Genomic DNA, 19,252 nt, shown 5'->3' on the forward strand with positions numbered 1-19,252 from the left:
GAATCCCGATGGACCCAAAGATCCACGACCACGCCATCATCATCAACACCGGCCGCTGCGGGTCGACGCTGCTGTCCGACCTGATCGCCGAGCAGCCCGAGACCCTCTCGGTCCAGGAGTTCTTCGGATGGGTGGCGCCGCGGGCCGCCGGTCGGCAGGTGCTGACCGGCACCGCGTACTGGTCGGCATTGAGCAACCCCAGCCCCCACCTCGCCACCCTCTTCCGGGTCGGGCTGATGCCGCCCGAGGTGCGCTATCCGGTGGACGGCCGCTGGGGCGGCAACCTCGCCGAACTGCCGCAGGTCCTCGCGACTACGCTGCCGAAGATCTCGTCCGATCCCGACCGTCTCTTCGACACCCTCGCCGAGCTGGTGCCCGGGTTTCCGGCACAGCCGCTGGCACGGCACCACCAGATGCTGCTGGACCTGCTCACCTCGCTCACCGGCCGGCGGCGCTGGGTCGAGCGATCCGGCGGCTCCAGCAACATCGCCCCGTACCTGCTGAAGAACTTCCCCGACGCGAAGATCGTCTATCTGACGCGCGACTGGGCGGACACCGCACGATCGATGAGCCGGCACTCGTGCTTCCAGCTCATGCAGTTGTGCGTGGAATCCGTCGGCCGGTACGGATTCGACCCGTTCAGGGTCGCCCCTGGCCAGCGGGTGCCGGCTGAGGTGGAGCGCTACCTGCCCGGCCGGCTGACCGCCGAGATGCTTCGCGAGCGCGGCCAGGACGTCCGGCGCTACCGGGGACTGTGCGCGTTCCTCGCCGGCCAGACCGAGCAGGCCATCGCCGACGCGCGGCCGCGGGAGCTGCTGACCATGGCGTACGAGGACCTCGTGGCCGACCCGGTGACGCAGCTCGGGCGGCTGGGCAATTTCCTGGGCTTCGAGGACTGGGAGCCGTGGGCGCACCGGGTGGCCGGGTCGGTGCGGACGCGCCCGAGGGAGCGCGAGGCGCTGGCCGTCGCCGCGTCGCATCCGACCGGCGTGCTGTGACGATGTGCCTTTGGACATCCAGCGGTGACACGACGCCGGGAGGGGAACATGACCGATCTGGGTTTCGCCGACACGCCGGAGCTGGACTTCGCGGGCAGGGTCGCGCTGGTCACGGGGGCCGGCTCGGGCATCGGTGCGGCCTGCGCATCGCTGCTGGCCGGCCGGGGGGCCAGCGTCCTGGTCGCCGACCTCGACCTCGACGCGGCGACCCGGGTCGCCGACGCTATCGGCAAGTCGGCCCGGCCTCATCGGGTGGACGTGACTGACCCATGGGCGTGCGAGGCGATGGTCGACGAGGCGGTGGCGTCCTTCGGCCGCCTCGACGTGGCCGTGAACAATGCCGGCATCGGCGGGCCCCGAGAGCTCACCGGCGAATACCCGCTCGACGGCTGGGACTCCGTGATCGCGGTCAACCTCAGCGGGGTGTTCTACTCGATGCGGGCGGAGATCCCGGCCATGCTGAGCAACGGCCGTGGGTCCATCGTCAACATGTCCTCGATCCTGGGATCGGTCGGCTTCGCTCGGCAGGTCGCTTACGTGTCGGCCAAGCACGGCGTCGTCGGCATGACCAAGACCGCCGCCCTGGAGTACGCCAGGCGTGGAATCCGGGTCAACAGCGTCGGGCCGGGCTTCATCCAGGGACCGATGTTGACCGAGGAGGGTGCCGCCGGCGTGGCCTACCTGCACCCCACCTGCCGGCTGGGCCGCCCCGACGAGGTCGCCGAGGTGGTCGCCTTCCTCGCCTCCGAGCGCGCGTCCAACACCACCGGTTCGTACTTCGTCACCGACGGCGGCTACACGGCGCAGTAGGGAGTGAGCATGCCGGCGACACACCCCGACCTGGTCGTGCCCGATCGACCGTCGGCGAAGGCGGCGCTGGTGCGGGCGATGCTGCAGCGTGCGGCGCCGGGGCGTTCGGGCACGGTCCCGGAACGGCGGGCTGCCTACGAGAGGGCAGCCGATGCGTTCGCGGCGGCGCCGGCCGGCGTGGAGGCGGTGCCGGTCGGGGCGGCCTCCGGGACCTGGATCCGTCCTCCCGTCACGGGCCGGCCCGTCCTGCTTTACCTGCACGGCGGGTTCTACTGCATCGGCTCGGCCCGATCGCACCTGCACCTCGCGGGCCTGCTGGCGGATCTCGCCGGGGCCGCCTGCCTGGTCCTGGACTACCGCAGAGGCCCCGAGCACCCCTTCCCCGCCGCCGTCACCGACGCCCTCGCCGCCATGGAGGCGATCCGTGCCGTGGCGCCGCTCAGCCCGGTCGTCATCGCCGGGGACTCGGCGGGAGGGGGCCTGGCCGTGTCGGTGGCAACGCGCCTGCGCGACGACGGGGCCCGCGCACCCGACCTGCTCGTCCTGTTCTCTCCCTGGACCGACCTGACCTGCTCCTTCCGCAGCCACCGGGAGCTGGCGCCGGCGGACCCGGTGCTCGCCACCGAGGATCTCCTGGAGATGGCCGCGCGGTACGCCGGCGGCGTCGATCCGCGACACCCGGAAATCTCGCCCGTCTTCGCGGACCTCGCCGGCCTACCGCCGGTGCTGGTCCAGGTCGGCGGCCAGGAGGTGCTGCTCGACGACGCACTGATGCTCGTCGAGGGCATCCGGACCGCCGGCGGGGACGCTGTCCTGCACCACTGGCCGCACATGTTCCACGTCTGGCAGTGGTACCACCCGATCCTGCCGGAGGGGGTCCGGGCGCTGCACGATGCCGGCCAGGTCATCCGGGCCGTCACGGCGGTTCCCGGGGCGGCTACGGCAGGTGCAGGTACTCCGCCGGGTTGAAACGACGGGTGCGCCGCCAGTACTCCTGCGCCGGGAACGGCCAGTTCTGCGCCGAGCGGCCCGCCCGGTTGATGAACCAGCCGCCGACCTTCGAGAAGCCCCAGGCGCGCTCCGCGTTGGCCGCGTCGACCTCCACGTTGAAGGCGTCGAAGACCTCGCGGCGCACCTCCACCGCCCGGTGCGGCGCGCCGAGCAGGTGCCGGACCGCGTCGAGCAGATAGGTGACGCCGCACTCGGACATGTAGATGATGCTGCCGCCGTGCCCGGCGAGGTTGGTGTTCGGCCCGTAGCAGCAGAACAGGTTGGGGAAGCCGGGCACGGTGAGACCGAGGTACGCGCGGGCGTCGCCGTTCCAGGACCGGTGCAGGTCGACGCCGCCGCGGCCGGTGACCGTCATCGGGGCGAGGAACTCCGACGCGGCGAAGCCGGTGCCGTAGACGATCACGTCGGCGGGATGCTCGACGCCGTCCGCGGTCCGGATCCCCTTCGGCGTGATCCGCTCGATCCGCTCGCCCACCAGCCGGACGTGCTCGCGCTTGAGCGTGGCGATCCAGGCGCCGTTGTCGCGCAGGACCCGCTTGGCGCCGACGGGGTAGGCGGGTATCACGAACGGCTCCAGGTCGGGGCGCCCGGCGAGCTGGCCCCTCATGTAGCCGGTCAGCGTCGCGCGCAGGGCGTCGTTGACCGCCGAGATCGCCCGCTCCGTCGGCGGGTGGTCCCGGTCGACGACCCAGCCATCGAGCACCCGGTGCAGTCCCGGTGCCAGCAGCCAGAAGCGGTACCAGGCGGCGTAGTACGGCAGATGCTCGTGCAGCCAGCGCAGCCCGCCCGCGACCGGCTGGTGATAGTTCGGGGTGGGCCGCAGCCAGGGCGGCGTGCGCTGGAAGATGCACAGCTCGCCCGCCGTCTTCGCGATCTCCGGGATGAACTGGACGGCACTCGCGCCGGTGCCGACGACCGCGACCCGCCGTCCGGCGAGATCGACGGAGTGGTCCCAGCGGGCGGAATGGAACGCCGGGCCGGCGAACTCGTCGCGGCCCGGGATGTCGGGCACGTGCGGCCGGTTGAGCTGCCCGACGGCGGCGACCAGCACGGTGCTGGTGACCGTGCGTGCGCCGTCGGGCGTGTCCAGGGTCAGCCGCCATCGGCCCGCCGGCTCGTCCCATGCGGCGGCGCGCACCTCGGTGTCGAAGCGGATGTGTTCGTACAGGCCGTGCTGCTTGGCGAAGTCCGCGAAGTACTGCCACAGACCATCCCGGGTGCTGAAGTGCTGCGGCCAGTCCGCGCGCTGCGCGAACGAGTAGCTGTACAGCTGGCTGGCTACGTCGACCCGGCAGCCCGGGTAGGTGTTCTCGAGCCAGGTGCCGCCGACGTCGCTGTTCTTCTCGTAGACGACGACCGGCACGCCGGCCTGCTTCAGCCGGTACGCGGCGAGCAGGCCGCTCATGCCGGCACCGACGACGGCCACCTCGACGTCCCGCGCGCCCGGCAGGTCGTAGCGGTTCCAGCCGGGAGCCTTGGGGTCCGCGCCGAGCGGCACGATCTCCTCGGCCAGCAGCGGTACCAGGTCCGCGGTGTCCATGCCCAGCGCCCAGCTGGTGATCCGGCGCAGCATCCGCGCGTCCAGCGGCGGCACCGGTGCCCCGTCGCGCAACCGCGCCAGCACGCCGGCCGCGAGCGCCCGGGCCTCCTCCCGTTGCCGGGCGGTCAGCCCGCCCTGCGGCAGGAACAGCCAGCCGTCGGAAAGCAGGTCGTCACGCAGGATCGAGGTGTCGCCGGTCAGGTGCGCCACCGTCATCAGCAGGGCGGGCACCTCGGCATCGCGAAGGTGGCGGCGCAGTTGCGCGTCATCGGCATGGATCGTCATTGCAGCTCCGGTCGGGAATCAGCGCGGTCGCCCGTCTAGAGCGAGCCGAAGCGACGGCCGCAGTCGGCCGACCCAGCACCGTCGGGCCGCCGCGAACGTCGGCAGCATGGTGGCAAAGCATTTGCGACCTGGGTGCGCGGCCAACCGTAACACGGCGATTGCGCAGGCTGCGGGCAAAGAATGGGTAGAAGAGAAGGGGTAGAAGCCGGCCGTCCCCCACGCGCTCACGGGTGGAGCCCGATCACCCGCCCGTTCAACCCCGCGCCCCGGCAACCGCTGAGCGGCACGGAACACGACCCGGCATGCCGCATGCGCGCTGTAAACCGAGCCGAGTCGGCAAATTGACAGTATCAAGCGAACCGTTTCGTCGATCCGGGCAACATGACCTTGCACGGTTGGAATGGTTCAAGAAAGAGATCAGGAAGAGGCCTGTCAGATCTCCTACATTCGGGTCTTGGCGGGGGGCCGGAAAGGGTGTTGCGGGCGTTTGAAAACGCGGGTTCACCTGCGGGAACGACCAACTGGCGGATGTTTCGGGATCGGCCGGCTGGAGGGTCCGGCTCATCGCGTTCTATGCCTACGATCAGCAAAGCCGAACACGGCTCTGGAACGCCATAGAACGTGGTGTTCCGTGCAGACCTTGAAGATCGGAGGCCGGGTAGTTGCTGGACACCGCCGCGCCCCGATCGTTGAGAACCGAGCCCGCCGCGAACGGTGGCGGGGCGAAGCCCAGCCGCGCGCAGCGGCGCCGGAAACGGATGCAGGACAAGCTCGCCGCGACGCACCGGGCGTACGAGGCGTGCAACGAGATCACCGGCGCGCTGACGCTGCCGGCGCAGGCGCACCAGCCCGTGGTGTACCGGCGGGTCGGCGGCGCGTGGCGGCGCGTCATGCTGTCGCTGCTGATCGCGGCCAACTTCCTGACCGGGCTGGTGTTCATCGGGTGGCTGCTGCTGCCGGAGCACATCCCGGGATCGCGGGCCGGGTCGTCGTGGGCGGGCGACTGGCACGTGATCGTCGCGCGGGTCGCGTTCTGCTTCGTGGTGCTGGTCGAGGGCGTACGGCTGCTGCAGAACTTCGCCGTGTGGGTGTTCGCGTGGAAGGCGCGGGACCCGGTGCCGATGCTGCCGGAACCGGGGCTGCGCATCGCGATGCTCACCACGATCGTGCCGGCCAAGGAGCCCATCGACGTCGTCGAACGGTCGCTGCGGGCGATGCAGAAGGTGCGCTACAACGGCCAGGTCGACATCTGGATCCTCGACGAGGGCGACGACCCCCGCGTGAAGGCGATGGCGAAGCGGCTCGGCGTGCACCACTTCAGCCGCAAGGGGCGGCCCGAGTTCAACCAGGAGCACGGCGCCTTCCGGGCCAAGACCAAGTCCGGCAACCACAACGCGTGGCGGGCCACGCACGAGCACGTGTACGACGTGGTCGCGCAGATGGACCCCGACCACGTGCCGCTGCCGAGCTTCCTGGAGCGCACGCTCGGCTACTTCCGCGACCCTGACGTCGCGTTCGTCGTGGCGCCGCAGGTGTACGGCAACATGTACAACAACTGGGTCGTGCACGGCGCGTCGGTGCAGCAGTACCTGTTCTCGGGGCTGATCGAGCGTGGCGGCAACGGGCTGGACGCGCCGCTGCTGATCGGCACGAACCACCTGTACCGGCCGCTGGCGTGGGGGCTGATCGACGGATACCAGGACTCGATCATCGAGGACCACCTGACGAGCATGGTCGTGATGGGCGCGAAGAACCCGCTCACCGATCGCAAGTGGAAGGGCGTCTACACGCCCGACGTCATCGCGGTGGGCGAGGGCCCGACGAGCTGGACGGACTATTTCAACCAGCAGAAGCGGTGGGCGTACGGCGTGTGGGAGATCCTCCTGCGCCGCTCCCGTCCGCACCTGAAGCGCCTCGGCGCCGGGCAGCGGCTGTGCTACGGGCTGGTCCAGTCCTACTACCCGAGCGTGGCCCTGTCCGCGGTGTCGGGCGTCGTGGCCACCGGCACGTATCTCGGCCTGGGCATCAACGCGGCGCAGATCCAGTGGCAGCTGTGGCTCGGCCTGTGGGCCGCGAGCATGGGCACCTGGGCGGTGCTGTGGCTGTGGCTGCGCCGGTTCAACCTGGCGCGCCACGAGCAGCGGGAGATCGGCGTCCACGGCATGCTGCTCGCGCTCTTCGCGGTGCCCGTGTACGCCGCCGCCGGCTTCGCCGCGCTGCTGCGCCGGCCGCTCGCCTACGCGGTGACGGCGAAGGGGCGGCTGCGCAGCGTCGACGGGCCCAAGACCTTCCGTACGCACGCGATGTGGGCCTTCGTCGGCGCGGCGCTGCTGGGGACGAGCGCCGTCCTGGGGTACAACTCCGTGGTCTTGCGTTTCTGGGCTTCGCTGAGCGTGGTCGTGGGGCTCGTGCCGCCGCTGATCGCGTTCTCGACCTGGCTGCGCGACCGGGGCGCCGTGGAGCCGGAGGAGGACCCGGTGACCGCGGGCCTGGTCGTCACGATCCGGGCCACCGCGGCGAGCGCCATGTCGATCGATGACCTCCCGACGGTGCACGGGTTCCCGGCGGTACCGCACGCCGGGTTCCCGCTACCGCACCAGGTGCAGCCGCAGGGGAGCCCCGCATGATCACGCTGCCCCGGATCATGTTCGCGGCGCTCGTGCTCATCGGCGGATACGTGTTCGTCATCGCCCCGCAGGTCGAGGCGTACACGACGCCGTCGGCGCAGTGGCAGGAGAAGCTCGCCGAGCCGCGCCCGACGTTCGCGCCGGAGCCGAGCCGGCCCGGCCGCCGCCCGGAGTTCTTCCCGTCGCCCGGTACCGCGTTCTTCGGCATCTTCACCGAGAAGGGCCCCGGCGACCTGACGGACTACAACGGGTTTGTCCAGGCGGCGGGGAAGAGCCCGCAGGTCATGATGTTCGCGTCCGGCTGGGCGGCGCAGAAGCACTTCGACCGCCAGCCCTTCGACCGCATCGTCAACCGGGGCATGCTGCCGATGCTCGGCTGGGAGCCGTGGGACTACCGCGCGGAGTCCAAACAGGACCAGGACCGCGGCACGCAGCCCGACTTCCGGCTGGCGAGGATCACCGGCGGCGACTACGACGCGTACATCACGGAGTGGGCCAGGGGCATCAAGGACCTGGCCTACCCGGTCGCGATCCGGTTCGCGCACGAGATGAACGGTTACTGGTACCCCTGGTGCGAGTCCGCCAACGGCAACCGGCGCGGCGACTACGTGGCGGCCTGGCGGCACGTGCACGACCTGTTCGACCGCCTCGGCGCCGGCAACGTGATCTGGGTGTGGAGCCCGAACGTCGTCTACGAGAACTCCACGCCGCTGTCGCAGCTCTACCCGGGCGACAAATACGTCGACTGGGTCGGCCTGTCAGGCTACTACGGAACCGCGGGCATGGAGACGTACCAGACCTTCGACCAGATCTACCGGTCCACGCTCGCCGAGCTCAAGACGATCAGCAAGCGCCCGATCGTCGTCACCGAGACCGCCGCGACCGACGCGCAGGGCCGCAAGGCCGACTGGATCACCGACCTGCTGCAGACGCTGCCGAAGCACCCGGAGATCATCGGATTTCTGTGGTACGAGTCGGTCAAGGAGACGGACTGGCGCATCGCCGCCTCGAAGGCCGCCTCCGCCGCGTTCGCGCAGGGCATCTCCCGGCCGTACTTCGGCGCCCGCTGGTCGCCCGACATGCTGCCCCGCACGACCCTGCCGGCCGCGTCCCAGTCCGCGCCGCCGTCGGGCGCACCCTCGGCCACCGCGTCGGCGACTCCGTCGGCCTCCCGATCAAACTAGTGCCCGCGCCGGCCGGCCGCACTAGCATTGCCGCCGCGCGCGTTTCGACATCGCTGTTATCGCTGTTAGGAGCACAGATGGGCAGGTCGTCGTGGTGAGCCCGGCGCCCGGCGGCTACGTCGTCGGCATCGACCTCGGCACGTCGAACACGGTCGCGGTGATCCGCTCGCCCGACGGGCGGCGCCGCCCCGTGCTGTTCGACGGCGCCCCGCTCATGCCGTCGTCGGTGTTCCTGCAGGACAACGGGCAGCTCGCGGTGGGCCGCGACGCCCAGCGGCTGGCCCAGCTCGACCCGGGCCGCTACGAGCCCAACCCGAAGCGGCGCATCGACGAGCCGGCCGTGCTGCTCGGCACCGCCGAGGTGCCCACGGTGCACATGCTGGCCGCGGTGCTGCGGGCCGTCGCCGTCGGCGTCAGCGAGATCACCCGGTTCCCGCCGCCGGTCGTGCTCACCTACCCCGCCTCGTGGGGCCAGACGCGGCGCCGGACGCTCTATGACGCCGCGATCGCGGCCGGCTGGCCGCAGGTCAGCATGATCCCGGAGCCGGTGGCTGCCGCGCGGTACTTCATCAGCGCCCTCAACCACCCGCTGCCGGGCGGATCCGCGATGGTGGTGTACGACTTCGGCGGCGGCACCATCGACATCGCCGTGGTCCGCAACGAGCCCCAGGGCTTCACCGTGATCGGCTCCGGCGGCCTCGAGGACGTCGGCGGCCTCGACCTCGACGCGGCGCTCGTCGAGCTGCTCGGCGACGTGCTGCGTGCCGCCGAGCCCGACGTGTGGCGGCGCCTGCAGGACCCGCGCACCTCCCAGGACCGCCGCGACCGCCGGCTGTTCTGGGAGGACATCCGCGGCGCCAAGGAGATGCTCTCGCGCACCACGGTCGCGCCGGTCACCGTCCCCGGCGTCGAGGCCGCGCTGCACCTCACGCGCGAGGAGGTCGAGCGCAAGATCGGCCCGATGATCGCGCGTACCGTGGCCGAGACCGCCCGCGTCGTGCGCGGGTCGGGCCTGCAGGCCAGCCAGCTCGCCGGCATCCTGCTCGTCGGCGGCTCGTCCCGGGTGCCGCTGGTCGCCCGGATGCTGCACCGCGAGCTGGAGGTCGCGCCGACCGTCCTGGAGCAGCCGGAGCTGCCGGTCGCCGAGGGCGCGGTCGTGCACCCCGCCGAGCTGACCGCCGACGGCCGCTTCGGCGTCGCGACCGGCTCGGCCTCGGTCAGCGCCCCGCCCGCCCGGCCCGGCCCGCGACCCCCGGTGCTCACCGGCCCGCCGCCCGCCCAGACCTACGGCACCGAGGCGATTCCCGTGTCGTCGGTGCCTGTCTCCGGGATGCCCGGCTCGGGGATGCCCGTCTCCGGGATACCGATGTCCGGGCCGCCCGTCTCCGCGCCGGCGGCCCCGATCTCCGGCGTGCCGATGTCGAGCGTCCCGTCCTCCGCGACCCCGGTGTCCCCGGGCGTCGGCGTCGCCGCCGCGCCGGTCTCCCCGGCGACCTCGGGCGCCGCCTTCGCCACCGCGTCCGCGCCCGCGCCCGCGCCCGCCGAGGCCCCCGAGCGCCCCGACCCCGAGCCGCCGACCGGCCGGGGCCGGAAGCGGGCGGCGATCATCGCCGGTGTGGCCGCGGTCGTACTGCTGAGCGTCGGCACCGTGTTCGCGCTCAAGGCCTACGACGGCCGAGACAGCGGCGGCCAGAACGCGGCGCCCCCGTCGCCGATCGGATCGTGGACGAAGCTGCCCGACCTCCCGGGGGGCGCCCTCGAGGGCGCGGGCGCCGCCGTCGCCGACGGCAAGCTGTACGTCATCGGCGGCCTGGCCGCGGAGGACCCACGCCCCCTGCTGGACGCCGTGCACGTCTTCGACATCGCCCGGGGCAGCTGGTCCGACGGCCCCAAGCTGCCGGTGCCGACCAGCCACATGACGGTGGTGCGCGACCCCGACGACGCCATCTGGATCATCGGCGGCCTCACCAAGAGCGGCGCCACGGACAAGGTGTGGAAGCTGCCGCCGGGCGCGATCCAGTGGCAGGAGGGCCCGGGCCTGCCCGAGCCGCGCAACTCCGGCGCTGGGCTCTACGACGGCGAGAGCATCGTCTTCGCCGGCGGCACCAAGCCCGGCGGCGAGGCCGACGACACGGTCTGGGCGCTGCACGACAAGTGGGAGAAGCTCGGCATCCTTTCCGAGCGGCGGGAGAAGCTCACCGCGGCCACCGACAACGCCGGCACGGTCTGGTTCATCGGCGGGGTCCGGCAGAAGGCGGGCAACATCCCCAAGGACACCATCGACGTGATGGTGCACCAGAAGATGGTGATCAGCCCGGGCCTCAAGCTCGACCACCCGCGCGAGGGCGCCTCGGCGGTCACCATCACCGGCATCGGCCTGTGCGTGCTCGGCGGCAACGAGGGCGGGGACAAGTTCTACGACTGGTGGTGCCAGGACAGCAGCAAGACGCCGCTGCTGCCGAAGCAGCAGATGCCCCGCGCCGGCATGGCGGTCACCGCCTACCAGGGCACCATCTACGCCGTGGGCGGCTACAACGGCCCGGCCAAGCTCAACGGCACGGTGACCGCGGAGGCGTTCAAGTACACCGGCTGAGCGCGGCGACCGTTGATTTGGCCCAATGGAAGTGGCGCCGAATTGGAACTTCCAAGGGCCAATCGCCGCGGCTTGGATGGTGTGCGTGACCGTTGTGGACATGTGGTTCGACCCGAAGTGCCCCTGGGCCTGGAACGCCTCCCGCTGGCTGCTGGAGGTGGAGCGGGTCCGCCCGGTGGAGGCGCGCTTCCACGTCATGAGCCTCTGGCTGCTCAACAAGGACCGCGAACATCTCGAGGACTGGTACCGCACCTGGCTGTCCGACACGCTGGGCCCGGTGCGCGTGCTGGTGGCGGCCGAGCAGAAGTACGGCCCGGCGGTCCTGCGCGACCTCTACACCGAGATGGGCAACCGGATCCACCACGACCGCACGCCGATCGGCCCGCAGCTGTACGGCGCCGCACTGTCCTCGCTGGACCTCGCGGCCGACCTCGCCGAGGCGGCGACCTCCGACGCCCACGACGAGGCCCTGCTGGCCAGCCACCACGCGGGCCTGGACCCGGTCGGCGAGGACCTGGGCACCCCGGCCATCCACATCGGACAGTCGGCCTTCTTCGGCCCGGTGGTGACCCCGGTCCCGCGCGGCGAGGCGGCCGGCCGGCTCTTCGACGGCATGCTGCTGATGGTCCAGACCCCGGGCTTCTACGAGCTCAAGCGCGGCAACCGAACGTCCCCGAAAGTCGACTGACGGCGGGCCCGGCACCGCGCCCCTACGGTCGGACGGCGACGTGGAGCCGCCGATCGACCAGCGGTTACGGCACGTCGTGGTTGGTGAACTCGGCGACGACCTCGATCGGTCCGACGATGTGGACGTTGAACTCCGCCAGTTCGCCGGCCGGGACCCACAGCTCCAGCAGGTCGGAGCCGCCGGCTTGCCGGCTGGGGTAACGGCGGGCGTGGCCGGCGGCGACCCGGAACCGGGTGACGTATCCGGCCCCGCTGGCGGTGGTGTTCCAGTCCCGGGCGATCTTCGTGGCGTAGGCCTCGCTGAGGACCGGGTAGAAGATCGGCTGGTCAGGCAGGCGGGGTGGGAACGCCCGCCACCCACCGGCCCGGATCAGCGCCAGCTCGGCCGGCCCGACCGGGCGCCACAGCGTGGTCGTGCCGTCCGGGTTCTCCACCCGTCCGGCCAGTGCGGCCGCGAGCAGCGCTGCCACGTACCGGTCGCCGGCCGCGTCCGTGAGGGCGGCGGCGAAGACGGCCACGACGTGCTCGCCGGGCGCCAGGTCGGCGTGCAACCATTGCCAGGCCACGAGGTTCGGGTGCTCGAGGTCGGTGCACGCCTGCGCCGGGGCCAGCAGCCGGATGACCCGCTCCAGGTCTTCCCGGCAGAGGCGGTACGACCCCGATCGGCCGACATGTCCGCAGACCGTGGCGAGCACCGCCGCCGGGAGCCGGTTTTCGGCGGTACTGACCCGGACGAACGACGGTCCGTCGGCGCCGTCGCGGGCGATGCCGAACGCGGCGGGCGGTCGCCAGCCGGGAATGGCGGCCTCGAACCGGTCACGGGCAGCGGTGATGGCCTCGACGGTCTCCCAGCGCTCGGTCACCGGATCATCATCCGTGGTCGAAGCCGCCCCGGCCAACGGTTTCCACACACGCCGCCGCCCGTCCGGCGGTCGCAGCGGCTATCGCGGGGTCAGGAACGTCGTGAACGGGGTGTGCTTGCGCAGCTCGAAGCCGATCGACTCGTACAGGCGGATCGCGGTCGTGTTGGCGGCCGAGGCGTGCAGGAACGCCCGCTCGCCCCGCGCGCGGATGCCCGCCGCCACCGCGCGCACCAGGCGGGTCGCCAGGCCGCGGCCGCGGAACGCCGGGTCCGTGCACACCGCGCTGATCTCGGTCCAGCCCGGCGGGTGCAGGCGCTCGCCCGCCATCGCGATCAGCGTGCCCTCGTGGCGCAGGCCCAGGTAGGTGCCGAGCTCGACGGTGCGCGGCAGGAACGGGCCGGGCTGGGTGCGCGCCACCAGGTCGAGCATCTCGGGCACGTCGGCGGCGGTGAGGACGACCGCGTCCGGGTCCGGCGCGGCCTCCAGGGCCACGTCGACGAGCTGGACGCCGCCGAGCACGCGCAGCACGGTCCAGTCGGGCGGGGGCGGCGGGGTGTCGCCGGTGAGCGTCACCTCCGCACCCGGGCCGGTCAGCTTGGCCAGGTCCGGCCAGGCCTCCGGGCCGGCGTCGGGGGCCAGGGCGTAGAACGGCGCCACGTCGGTGCGGAAGCGGGCCGCCAGGCCGGTGACCTCGGCGAAGCGGCGGTGCGGGCCGTGCAGCGCGGCCCACACGGGTGCGTCGAGGACGTCGCTCGAGTCTCGTCGTTGCCCGGGTTCCATCGTGGCAGATTTTGCCACAGCCGGGCGGGATCCTCTCCGGTATATGGTTCGGGCGTGGAGCATGACGGGTTTGTGGTGCGCCCGGTGGGCCGGGTCGAGTCGCCGCTCACCGACCGCGCCGGCGCGCCGCGCCAGGGCGACGAGGACGCTCCATCGGCGTGGGTCGTGTTCGACGAGCGCGTCCGCCCCGCCCTGCGCGACCTCCGCCCCGGCGACCAGATCCTGCTGCTGACCTGGCTGCACCGCGCCGACCGCGAGGTCCTCGCGGTGCACTCGCGCGGCGACCGCACCCGCCCGGAGACCGGCGTGTTCAGCACCCGGGCCCCGGACCGGCCCAACCCGATCGGGCTGCACCGCGCCGCGATCCTCGCCGTGGACGGCCTGCGGGTGCGGGTGAGCGGCCTGGAAGCGATCGACGGCACCCCGGTCCTCGACGTGAAGCCCGTCCTCGGCGCGGTCGACGAGCGCTGACAGCCCCGCACCCGGCGCCGGCACGAACCGGCCGAGGGGCGCGGCCGGAAATTCCTGCAACTGAACTGCAAACGCCAGGCATTGACTTCGATCTGTCAATGGTGCGACGTTGTGCCTAGGAATGCGCTTTCCTGGTCAACTCGGGCCCGATCCTCACCAGCGGCAGCGTGGCGAGCATCCCGTACTCCTACACCGTCGACAGCTCGGCCACGGTCAAGTCAAGCGTGACGGCGGGCGCCGGCACCGGAAAGATCTAGGGACGGCAGGGCGGCCAGCAACTGCCTGGTGTACTCGTGCGACGGGCCGGTGAACACCGCGTTCACCGGCCCTTCCTCGACGGCCCGCCCGTCCTTCATGACCAGCACCCGGTCCGCCAGATGGTGCACCACGCCCAGATCGTGGGAGATGAACAGCAGCGCCGTGCCGTCCGCGGCCTGCAGCTCGGCGAGCAGGTCGAGCACCTGCGCCTGGATCGACACGTCCAGCGCGGACACCGGCTCGTCGCAGACCAGCACGTCCGGGCGCGGCCCGACGGCCCGGGCGATCGCGACCCGCTGCCGCTGCCCGCCCGACAGCGCGCGCGGCCGCCGCCGCAGGTGCTCCGCGTCGAGCCCGACCCGCTCGAGGAGCTCGACCACGCGGTCCCGGCGGACCCGGCCGCGCTCCAGGAGCGGTTCGCCGACGATTTCCTCCACGGTGTACCGCGGGTCGAACGAGCTCAGCGGGTCCTGCGAGACGACCTGCAACCGCCGGCGGCGGGAGCGGCGGCGCCGCTCCGGGATCCCGCTCCAGTCCTCGCCGCCGAGCCGGACCCGGCCCGCCGACGGCTCCAGCAGCCCCAGCGCGATGCGGGCGAGGGTCGTCTTGCCCGACCCGGACTCGCCGACGATCCCGAGCGTCTCGCCGCGGCGCAGCGCGAAGCTGACGTCCACGACGGCGTGCCGGGCGCCGAAGCGCCGGTGCACGCCCGAGGCGGACAGCACCTCCTCGCCCGGCTCGGGCCGCGGCGGCAGCGGCTCCCGGCCGGGGGAGGACAGCCGGCGCCCGCGGGAGGCGGCGTCCGGCACGGCCGCGAGGAGCATCCGGGTGTACTCGTGCTCCGGCGCGGCGAGCACCCGCCCGGTCGGACCCTGCTCGACGACGCGCCCGTCGCGCATGACCAGCACCCGGTCGGCGATGCCGGCGACGACGGCCAGGTCGTGGCTGACGAGCAGCAGCGCCCGCCCCTCGGCCCGGCGCCGGGCGAGCAGCGCCAGCAGCTGGGCCTGCACGGTCACGTCGAGGGCGGTGGTCGGCTCGTCGGCGATGAGCAGCGGCGGGTCGGCGGCGATCGCCGAGGCGATGAGCGCGCGCTGGCGCAGGCCGCCGGACAGCTCGTGCGGGTAGGAACGGGCCCGCTCCGCCGGCACGGTCACCGACTCCAGCAGCGCCCCGACCCGGGCCGGGCGCTCGGCGGCGGTGCCGACCCGATGCGTGCGCAGGGCCTCGCCGATCTCCCGGCCGACGGTGTTGAGCGGGTCGAGCGAGACGAGCGCGTCCTGCAGCACGAGGCCGGCGAGGCGCCCGCGCAGCCGCCGCCAGTCCCGGTCGGTGTAGCCGGTCGTGTCCCGGCCGGCGACGGTGAGGCCGGCGTGGCGTACCGTCGCGGCGTCTCCGGCCAGGCCGACGAGGGAGCGCGCGGTCACGCTCTTGCCGGAGCCGGACTCGCCGACGATGGCGACGCACTCGCCGGGGGCGATGCTGAGGCTGACGCCGCGCACGGCGTGCACGGGGCCGGGGAAGGTGACGTGCAGGTCGGTCACGGAGACCAGCGGGTCTGCTGTGGACATTCAGCGCCTACCTTCGAAGCGTACCTGCAGCCGGCGGCCGACGGCGGTGAGCGAGACGACGGTGGCGGTCAGCGCGAGGCCCGGCAGGATCGCCGACCACCAGGCGACCCGCAGGTAGTTGCGGCTCTCCGCGAGCATCGCGCCCCACTCCGGCGACGGCGGCTGCGGGCCCATGCCGAGGAAGCTCAGCGAGGCCGCGTTGACGATCGCGCTGCCGAGGCCGATGGTGGCCAGGATCGGCAGCGGGCCGAGCACGTTGGGCAGGATGTGCCGCCAGGCGAGGCGGGCGTGGGACAGCCCGAACGTGGTGGCCTGCTCGACGTAGCCGGCCCGGCGCACCAGCAGCGTCTGGGCGCGCACGATGCGCCCGTAGCGCGGCGCGAACGCGAGCGCGATGGCCAGGATCAGGCTGGGCGTGCCGGGCTCGGTGAAGGCGATGAACAACAGCGCCAGCAGTACCTCGGGGAAGGCCGACAGCACGTCGAGCGCCCGGCTCAGCAGCTCGTCCACGACCCGCGGGGCGAGCCCGGCGAGCAGCCCGACGAGGCCGCCGGCGACGACCGACAGCGCGGTGGCGGCGAGGCCGATGCTCAGCGAATACCGGGCGCCGTACACGACCCGGGTGAACACGTCGCGGCCGAGCTGGTCGGTGCCGAACCAGTGCGCGGCGCTCGGCCCCCGCAGCGCCGACATCGGGTCGGCGGCGAGCGGGTCGGTGCCGGTCAGCAGCGCGGGCGCGACCACCGCGACGGCGACGAGCACGAGGAACGCGGCCGGCACGACGAGGGACGGCAGCCGCCATCCGGCACGAACGTCCACCGTGGACGGTACGGGCAGCGAGACGTCCACTGTGGTCAGCCCTTCCGCAGCCGCGGGTCGATCAGGAGATACGCCAGGTCGGCGAGCGTGCTGAGCAGCACGTAGATCGCGGCGGCGAGCATCACCACGGCCAGCACGACCGGGATGTCCTTGGTGCCGACCGCGTCGGTGGCGACCTGGCCGAGGCCGGGCCGGCCGAACACGTGCTCGACCACGACCGCGGCGCTGAGCATGAAGCCGATCAGCGTGCCGCCGAGCGTGACCGCGGGCAGCAGCGCGTGGCGCAGCGCGTGCCGCCACAGCAGGGCGAACCGGGTCAGGCCCCGGGCCCGGGCGGTCACCGCGAACGGCTCCTCCAGGGCCCGCTCGAGGCCCTCCCGGATCACCTGGCTCAGCAGCGTGCCGATCGGCAGGGCCAGCGACAGCGCGGGCAGCACCAGCGCCGAGGCGTCGCGGTCGCCGGAGACCGGGAACCAGCCGAGCCGGAACGAGAAGACGCTGAGCAGCAGGATGCCGATGAGGAAGCCGGGCGCCGAGACGAGGGACAGCTCCAGGAACGAGACCAGGCCGCGAATCCAGCGCGGCCGGCCGGTGGTGAGGATCGCCAGCCCGACCGCGATGACGACGCTGAACGCGCTGGCCAGCAGCGTCAGCTTCACGGTCGGCCAGATCTGCCCGCCGATGGCGTCGGTCACCGGGCGCTGCAGCACGTAGGAGCGGCCGAAGTCGCCGTGCAGCAGCCGTACGAGGTAGGCCAGGTACTGCACCACCGCCGGGCGGTCCAGGCCGAGGTCGGCGGCGATCTGCGCCCGGATCGCCGGAGTGTCGGGACCGTCGCCGACGAGGGTGTCGATCGTGTCGCCGGGCGCCAGATGCAGCGCGAGGTAGGCCGCGGTGGCGGCGGCCCACAGGACCGCCGCCGCGCTGGCCAATCTCCGCAGGATCGGCTTGAGCATCGCTACGCGCCGATCCAGACGTTGTACGCGCTGCCCGGCACGCCGGCGGTCGGCTCGAAGCCGAGCCCGCCGACCTTCTTCTGCGCCGCGATCTGATCGGCCGGCGCGTACAGCGGCAGCAGCGTCGCGTTGTCGGTGACGGTCAGCTGCTGCAGCTTCAGGTAGATCTCCTTGCGCTTGGCCGTGTCCGTGGTCGCCCCGGCCTGGGCGACGAGCTGGTCGAGCTCCGGTGAGCTGTACCCGTGCCGGTTGATCGGCGCGCCCTTGGGCAGGATCAGGCTCAGCGCGGCGCCGGCGTCGGTGTCGGCGCGGGAGTTCTCGAACACCTCGTACTCGTTCTTGGCCAGCGCGTCGGTAGCGGTGCCCTGGTCGACGATCTTGACCTGCAGGTCGATGCCGGCGGACTGCTTCACCGCGGCCTGCACGGCCTGGGCCAGGATGTCGCGCTTGTCGCGCACGAACGGCGCGGAGAGCACGATGCGCACGCTGAGCCGCTTGCCGTCGCGGGTGCGGAACCCGTCGGCGTCCTTGGTGGACCAGCCGGCCTGGTCGAGCAGCGAGTTGGCCTCGGCCGGGTTGTTGCCGTACGTCTTCGGAAGCGTAGCGTCGTAGAACGGCCCGGACGGGCTGAGGATGCTCCACGCCCGCGTGGCGGTGCCGCGATAGACGCCCTGCAACAGCGCGTCGACGTCGACGGCGTCGCGGAACGCCTTGCGCACCCGGATGTCGTCGAACGGCGCCTTCGTCTCGTTGAAGTAGTAGCTGTACGCGGTGCCGCTGTTCAGCGACCGGCTGAAGGTGAGGTTGGGGTCGGCCTTGACCAGCTCCTGCTCGGTCGCCGGCACGCCCTCGACCACGTCCACCTGGCCGGAGGTCAGCGCCCCGACGCGGACCGAGGACTCCTTGAGGAACCGGTACGTGACCTCGTCGAGGTATGCGGGGCCCTGGTGTCCGGCGTTGGCCGGCGCCCACTTGTAGTTCGGGTTGCGCTTGTAGTGCACCTCCTGGCCCTTGGTGTAGCGGTCCAGGATGAACGGCCCGGTGCCGACCACGTCCGGCCCGCCGGCCTTGAGGTTCGGGCTCTTGAGCGACTTCGGCGAGATCTGCGCGCCCTGCGGCGAGGCGAAGAAGTCGAGGATGAGCACGTCGGGCTGCTTGAGGTGCACCTCGATCGTGGTGGCGTCCACGACCGTGGCGTCCTTGTAGTTGCGCAGCTGGGTGGCCAGCACCGACGGGGCGTACCCGGGTACCTGCAGCTGGTCGAGGTTGGCCTTCACCGCGGCGGCGTCGAACTTCTCGCCGTCGTGGAAGGTCACGTCGTCGCGGAGCTTGAAGGTGTACGTCAGGCCGTCGGCGGAGACGCTGTAGGACTTGGCCAGCCAGGGCACGTACCCGCCCTTGTCGTCGTGGGTGAGCAGCGCCTCGAAGCTGTTCCACACCAGCAGGCGGGCCTTGGCCTGGGCGTACTGGTGCGGGTTGAAGGTGACCGGCTCGGTCTCGATGCCCCAGGTGAGCTTGCCGCCCTGGACCGGCGCGCCGGCCTCGGCGCCGGGACGGGCGTCGGGACCGGCGGCCCCGCCCTGGCAGCCGGCGAGGAGTAAGCCGGCCGCGGCGAGACCGGCAAGAAATCTGCGCATGGAGGAGCCCCAATGGACAGGAGGGTTGGGAGATACGCCGGATCGAAGCGTCGGCGTCTCCGCCAGTGCAGCAGCGGGCCGGCGCGGGTGTCAACGAACCGAGGTCTGGGTCACGAACCCCTGGTGTAAATCATAGCTTGCACGTAGGATTAGTCGGCTTCA

Annotated in this window: 15 protein-coding genes; 8 read left to right on the plus strand and 7 right to left on the minus strand. The window is 72.3% G+C overall.

Going from position 1 to position 19,252, the window contains the following annotated elements:
- Positions 1-8: 8 nt before the first annotated feature.
- Genes ACGFI8_RS41625 through ACGFI8_RS41635 form a run of 3 tightly spaced genes read left to right on the plus strand, consistent with a single transcriptional unit; the run spans position 9 to position 2,777 of the window.
- A complete protein-coding gene (locus tag ACGFI8_RS41625) occupies positions 9-998 on the plus strand; it encodes a sulfotransferase domain-containing protein (protein WP_392813184.1) in 990 nt (329 codons plus the stop codon).
- A gap of 48 nt (positions 999-1,046) precedes the next feature.
- Entirely contained in the window at positions 1,047-1,808 is a 762-nt protein-coding gene (locus ACGFI8_RS41630) for an SDR family NAD(P)-dependent oxidoreductase (RefSeq protein ID WP_392813185.1), read from the plus strand.
- Between the two features lie 9 nt (positions 1,809-1,817).
- On the plus strand, positions 1,818-2,777 hold the full coding sequence (locus ACGFI8_RS41635; protein WP_392813187.1) for an alpha/beta hydrolase: 960 nt from the start codon (positions 1,818-1,820) through the stop codon (positions 2,775-2,777).
- Here ACGFI8_RS41635 and ACGFI8_RS41640 read toward each other — a convergent pair.
- Positions 2,746-4,644, minus strand: a complete 1,899-nt coding sequence (locus ACGFI8_RS41640; protein WP_392813188.1) for a flavin-containing monooxygenase — start codon at positions 4,642-4,644, stop codon at positions 2,746-2,748. The two genes, ACGFI8_RS41635 and ACGFI8_RS41640, sit on opposite strands and share 32 nt — an antisense overlap.
- A gap of 758 nt (positions 4,645-5,402) precedes the next feature.
- On the opposite strand from ACGFI8_RS41640, the gene ACGFI8_RS41645 reads away from it, so the two are divergent.
- From ACGFI8_RS41645 to ACGFI8_RS41660, 4 genes are all read left to right on the plus strand, one after another.
- On the plus strand, positions 5,403-7,271 hold the full coding sequence (locus ACGFI8_RS41645; protein WP_392813189.1) for a glycosyltransferase family 2 protein: 1,869 nt from the start codon (positions 5,403-5,405) through the stop codon (positions 7,269-7,271).
- Positions 7,268-8,455, plus strand: coding sequence for a glycoside hydrolase family 26 protein (locus ACGFI8_RS41650; protein WP_392813190.1), 1,188 nt, complete (start codon positions 7,268-7,270; stop codon positions 8,453-8,455). The genes ACGFI8_RS41645 and ACGFI8_RS41650 overlap by 4 nt, the downstream gene beginning before the upstream one ends.
- A gap of 94 nt (positions 8,456-8,549) precedes the next feature.
- Positions 8,550-11,048 carry an Hsp70 family protein gene (locus ACGFI8_RS41655; RefSeq protein WP_392813191.1) on the plus strand — a complete coding sequence of 833 codons (2,499 nt, stop codon included), beginning with the start codon at positions 8,550-8,552 and terminating at the stop codon, positions 11,046-11,048.
- A gap of 76 nt (positions 11,049-11,124) precedes the next feature.
- A complete protein-coding gene (locus ACGFI8_RS41660; RefSeq protein ID WP_392813258.1) occupies positions 11,125-11,736 on the plus strand; it encodes a disulfide bond formation protein DsbA in 612 nt (203 codons plus the stop codon).
- 64 nt (positions 11,737-11,800) lie between these two features.
- Here the strand turns inward: ACGFI8_RS41660 and ACGFI8_RS41665 are convergent, their stop codons facing one another.
- On the minus strand, positions 11,801-12,169 hold the full coding sequence (locus ACGFI8_RS41665) for an ADP-ribosylation/crystallin J1 (protein WP_392813259.1): 369 nt from the start codon (positions 12,167-12,169) through the stop codon (positions 11,801-11,803).
- A gap of 507 nt (positions 12,170-12,676) precedes the next feature.
- Positions 12,677-13,378: a GNAT family N-acetyltransferase gene (locus ACGFI8_RS41670; protein WP_392813193.1), complete on the minus strand. Its 702-nt coding sequence runs from the start codon at positions 13,376-13,378 to the stop codon at positions 12,677-12,679.
- A gap of 54 nt (positions 13,379-13,432) precedes the next feature.
- Here ACGFI8_RS41670 and tsaA point away from each other — a divergent pair, with 54 nt between their 5' ends.
- On the plus strand, positions 13,433-13,849 hold the full coding sequence (gene tsaA, locus ACGFI8_RS41675) for a tRNA (N6-threonylcarbamoyladenosine(37)-N6)-methyltransferase TrmO (protein WP_392813195.1): 417 nt from the start codon (positions 13,433-13,435) through the stop codon (positions 13,847-13,849).
- A 218-nt stretch (positions 13,850-14,067) separates the two neighbouring features.
- Here tsaA and ACGFI8_RS41680 read toward each other — a convergent pair whose 3' ends face one another.
- The 4 genes from ACGFI8_RS41680 to ACGFI8_RS41695 are packed head-to-tail and all read right to left on the minus strand — an operon-like array spanning position 14,068 to position 19,090.
- Entirely contained in the window at positions 14,068-15,678 is a 1,611-nt protein-coding gene (locus tag ACGFI8_RS41680) for a dipeptide ABC transporter ATP-binding protein (RefSeq protein WP_392813196.1), read from the minus strand.
- A complete protein-coding gene (locus ACGFI8_RS41685) occupies positions 15,679-16,527 on the minus strand; it encodes an ABC transporter permease (protein ID WP_392813198.1) in 849 nt (282 codons plus the stop codon).
- A gap of 5 nt (positions 16,528-16,532) precedes the next feature.
- Entirely contained in the window at positions 16,533-17,453 is a 921-nt protein-coding gene (locus tag ACGFI8_RS41690) for an ABC transporter permease (RefSeq protein ID WP_392813199.1), read from the minus strand.
- A 2-nt stretch (positions 17,454-17,455) separates the two neighbouring features.
- Positions 17,456-19,090, minus strand: coding sequence for an ABC transporter substrate-binding protein (locus ACGFI8_RS41695; protein WP_392813201.1), 1,635 nt, complete (start codon positions 19,088-19,090; stop codon positions 17,456-17,458).
- Positions 19,091-19,252: the final 162 nt, after the last annotated feature.

The organism is Dactylosporangium sp. NPDC048998 (assembly GCF_043197855.1).
Lineage (GTDB): Bacteria > Actinomycetota > Actinomycetes > Mycobacteriales > Micromonosporaceae > Dactylosporangium.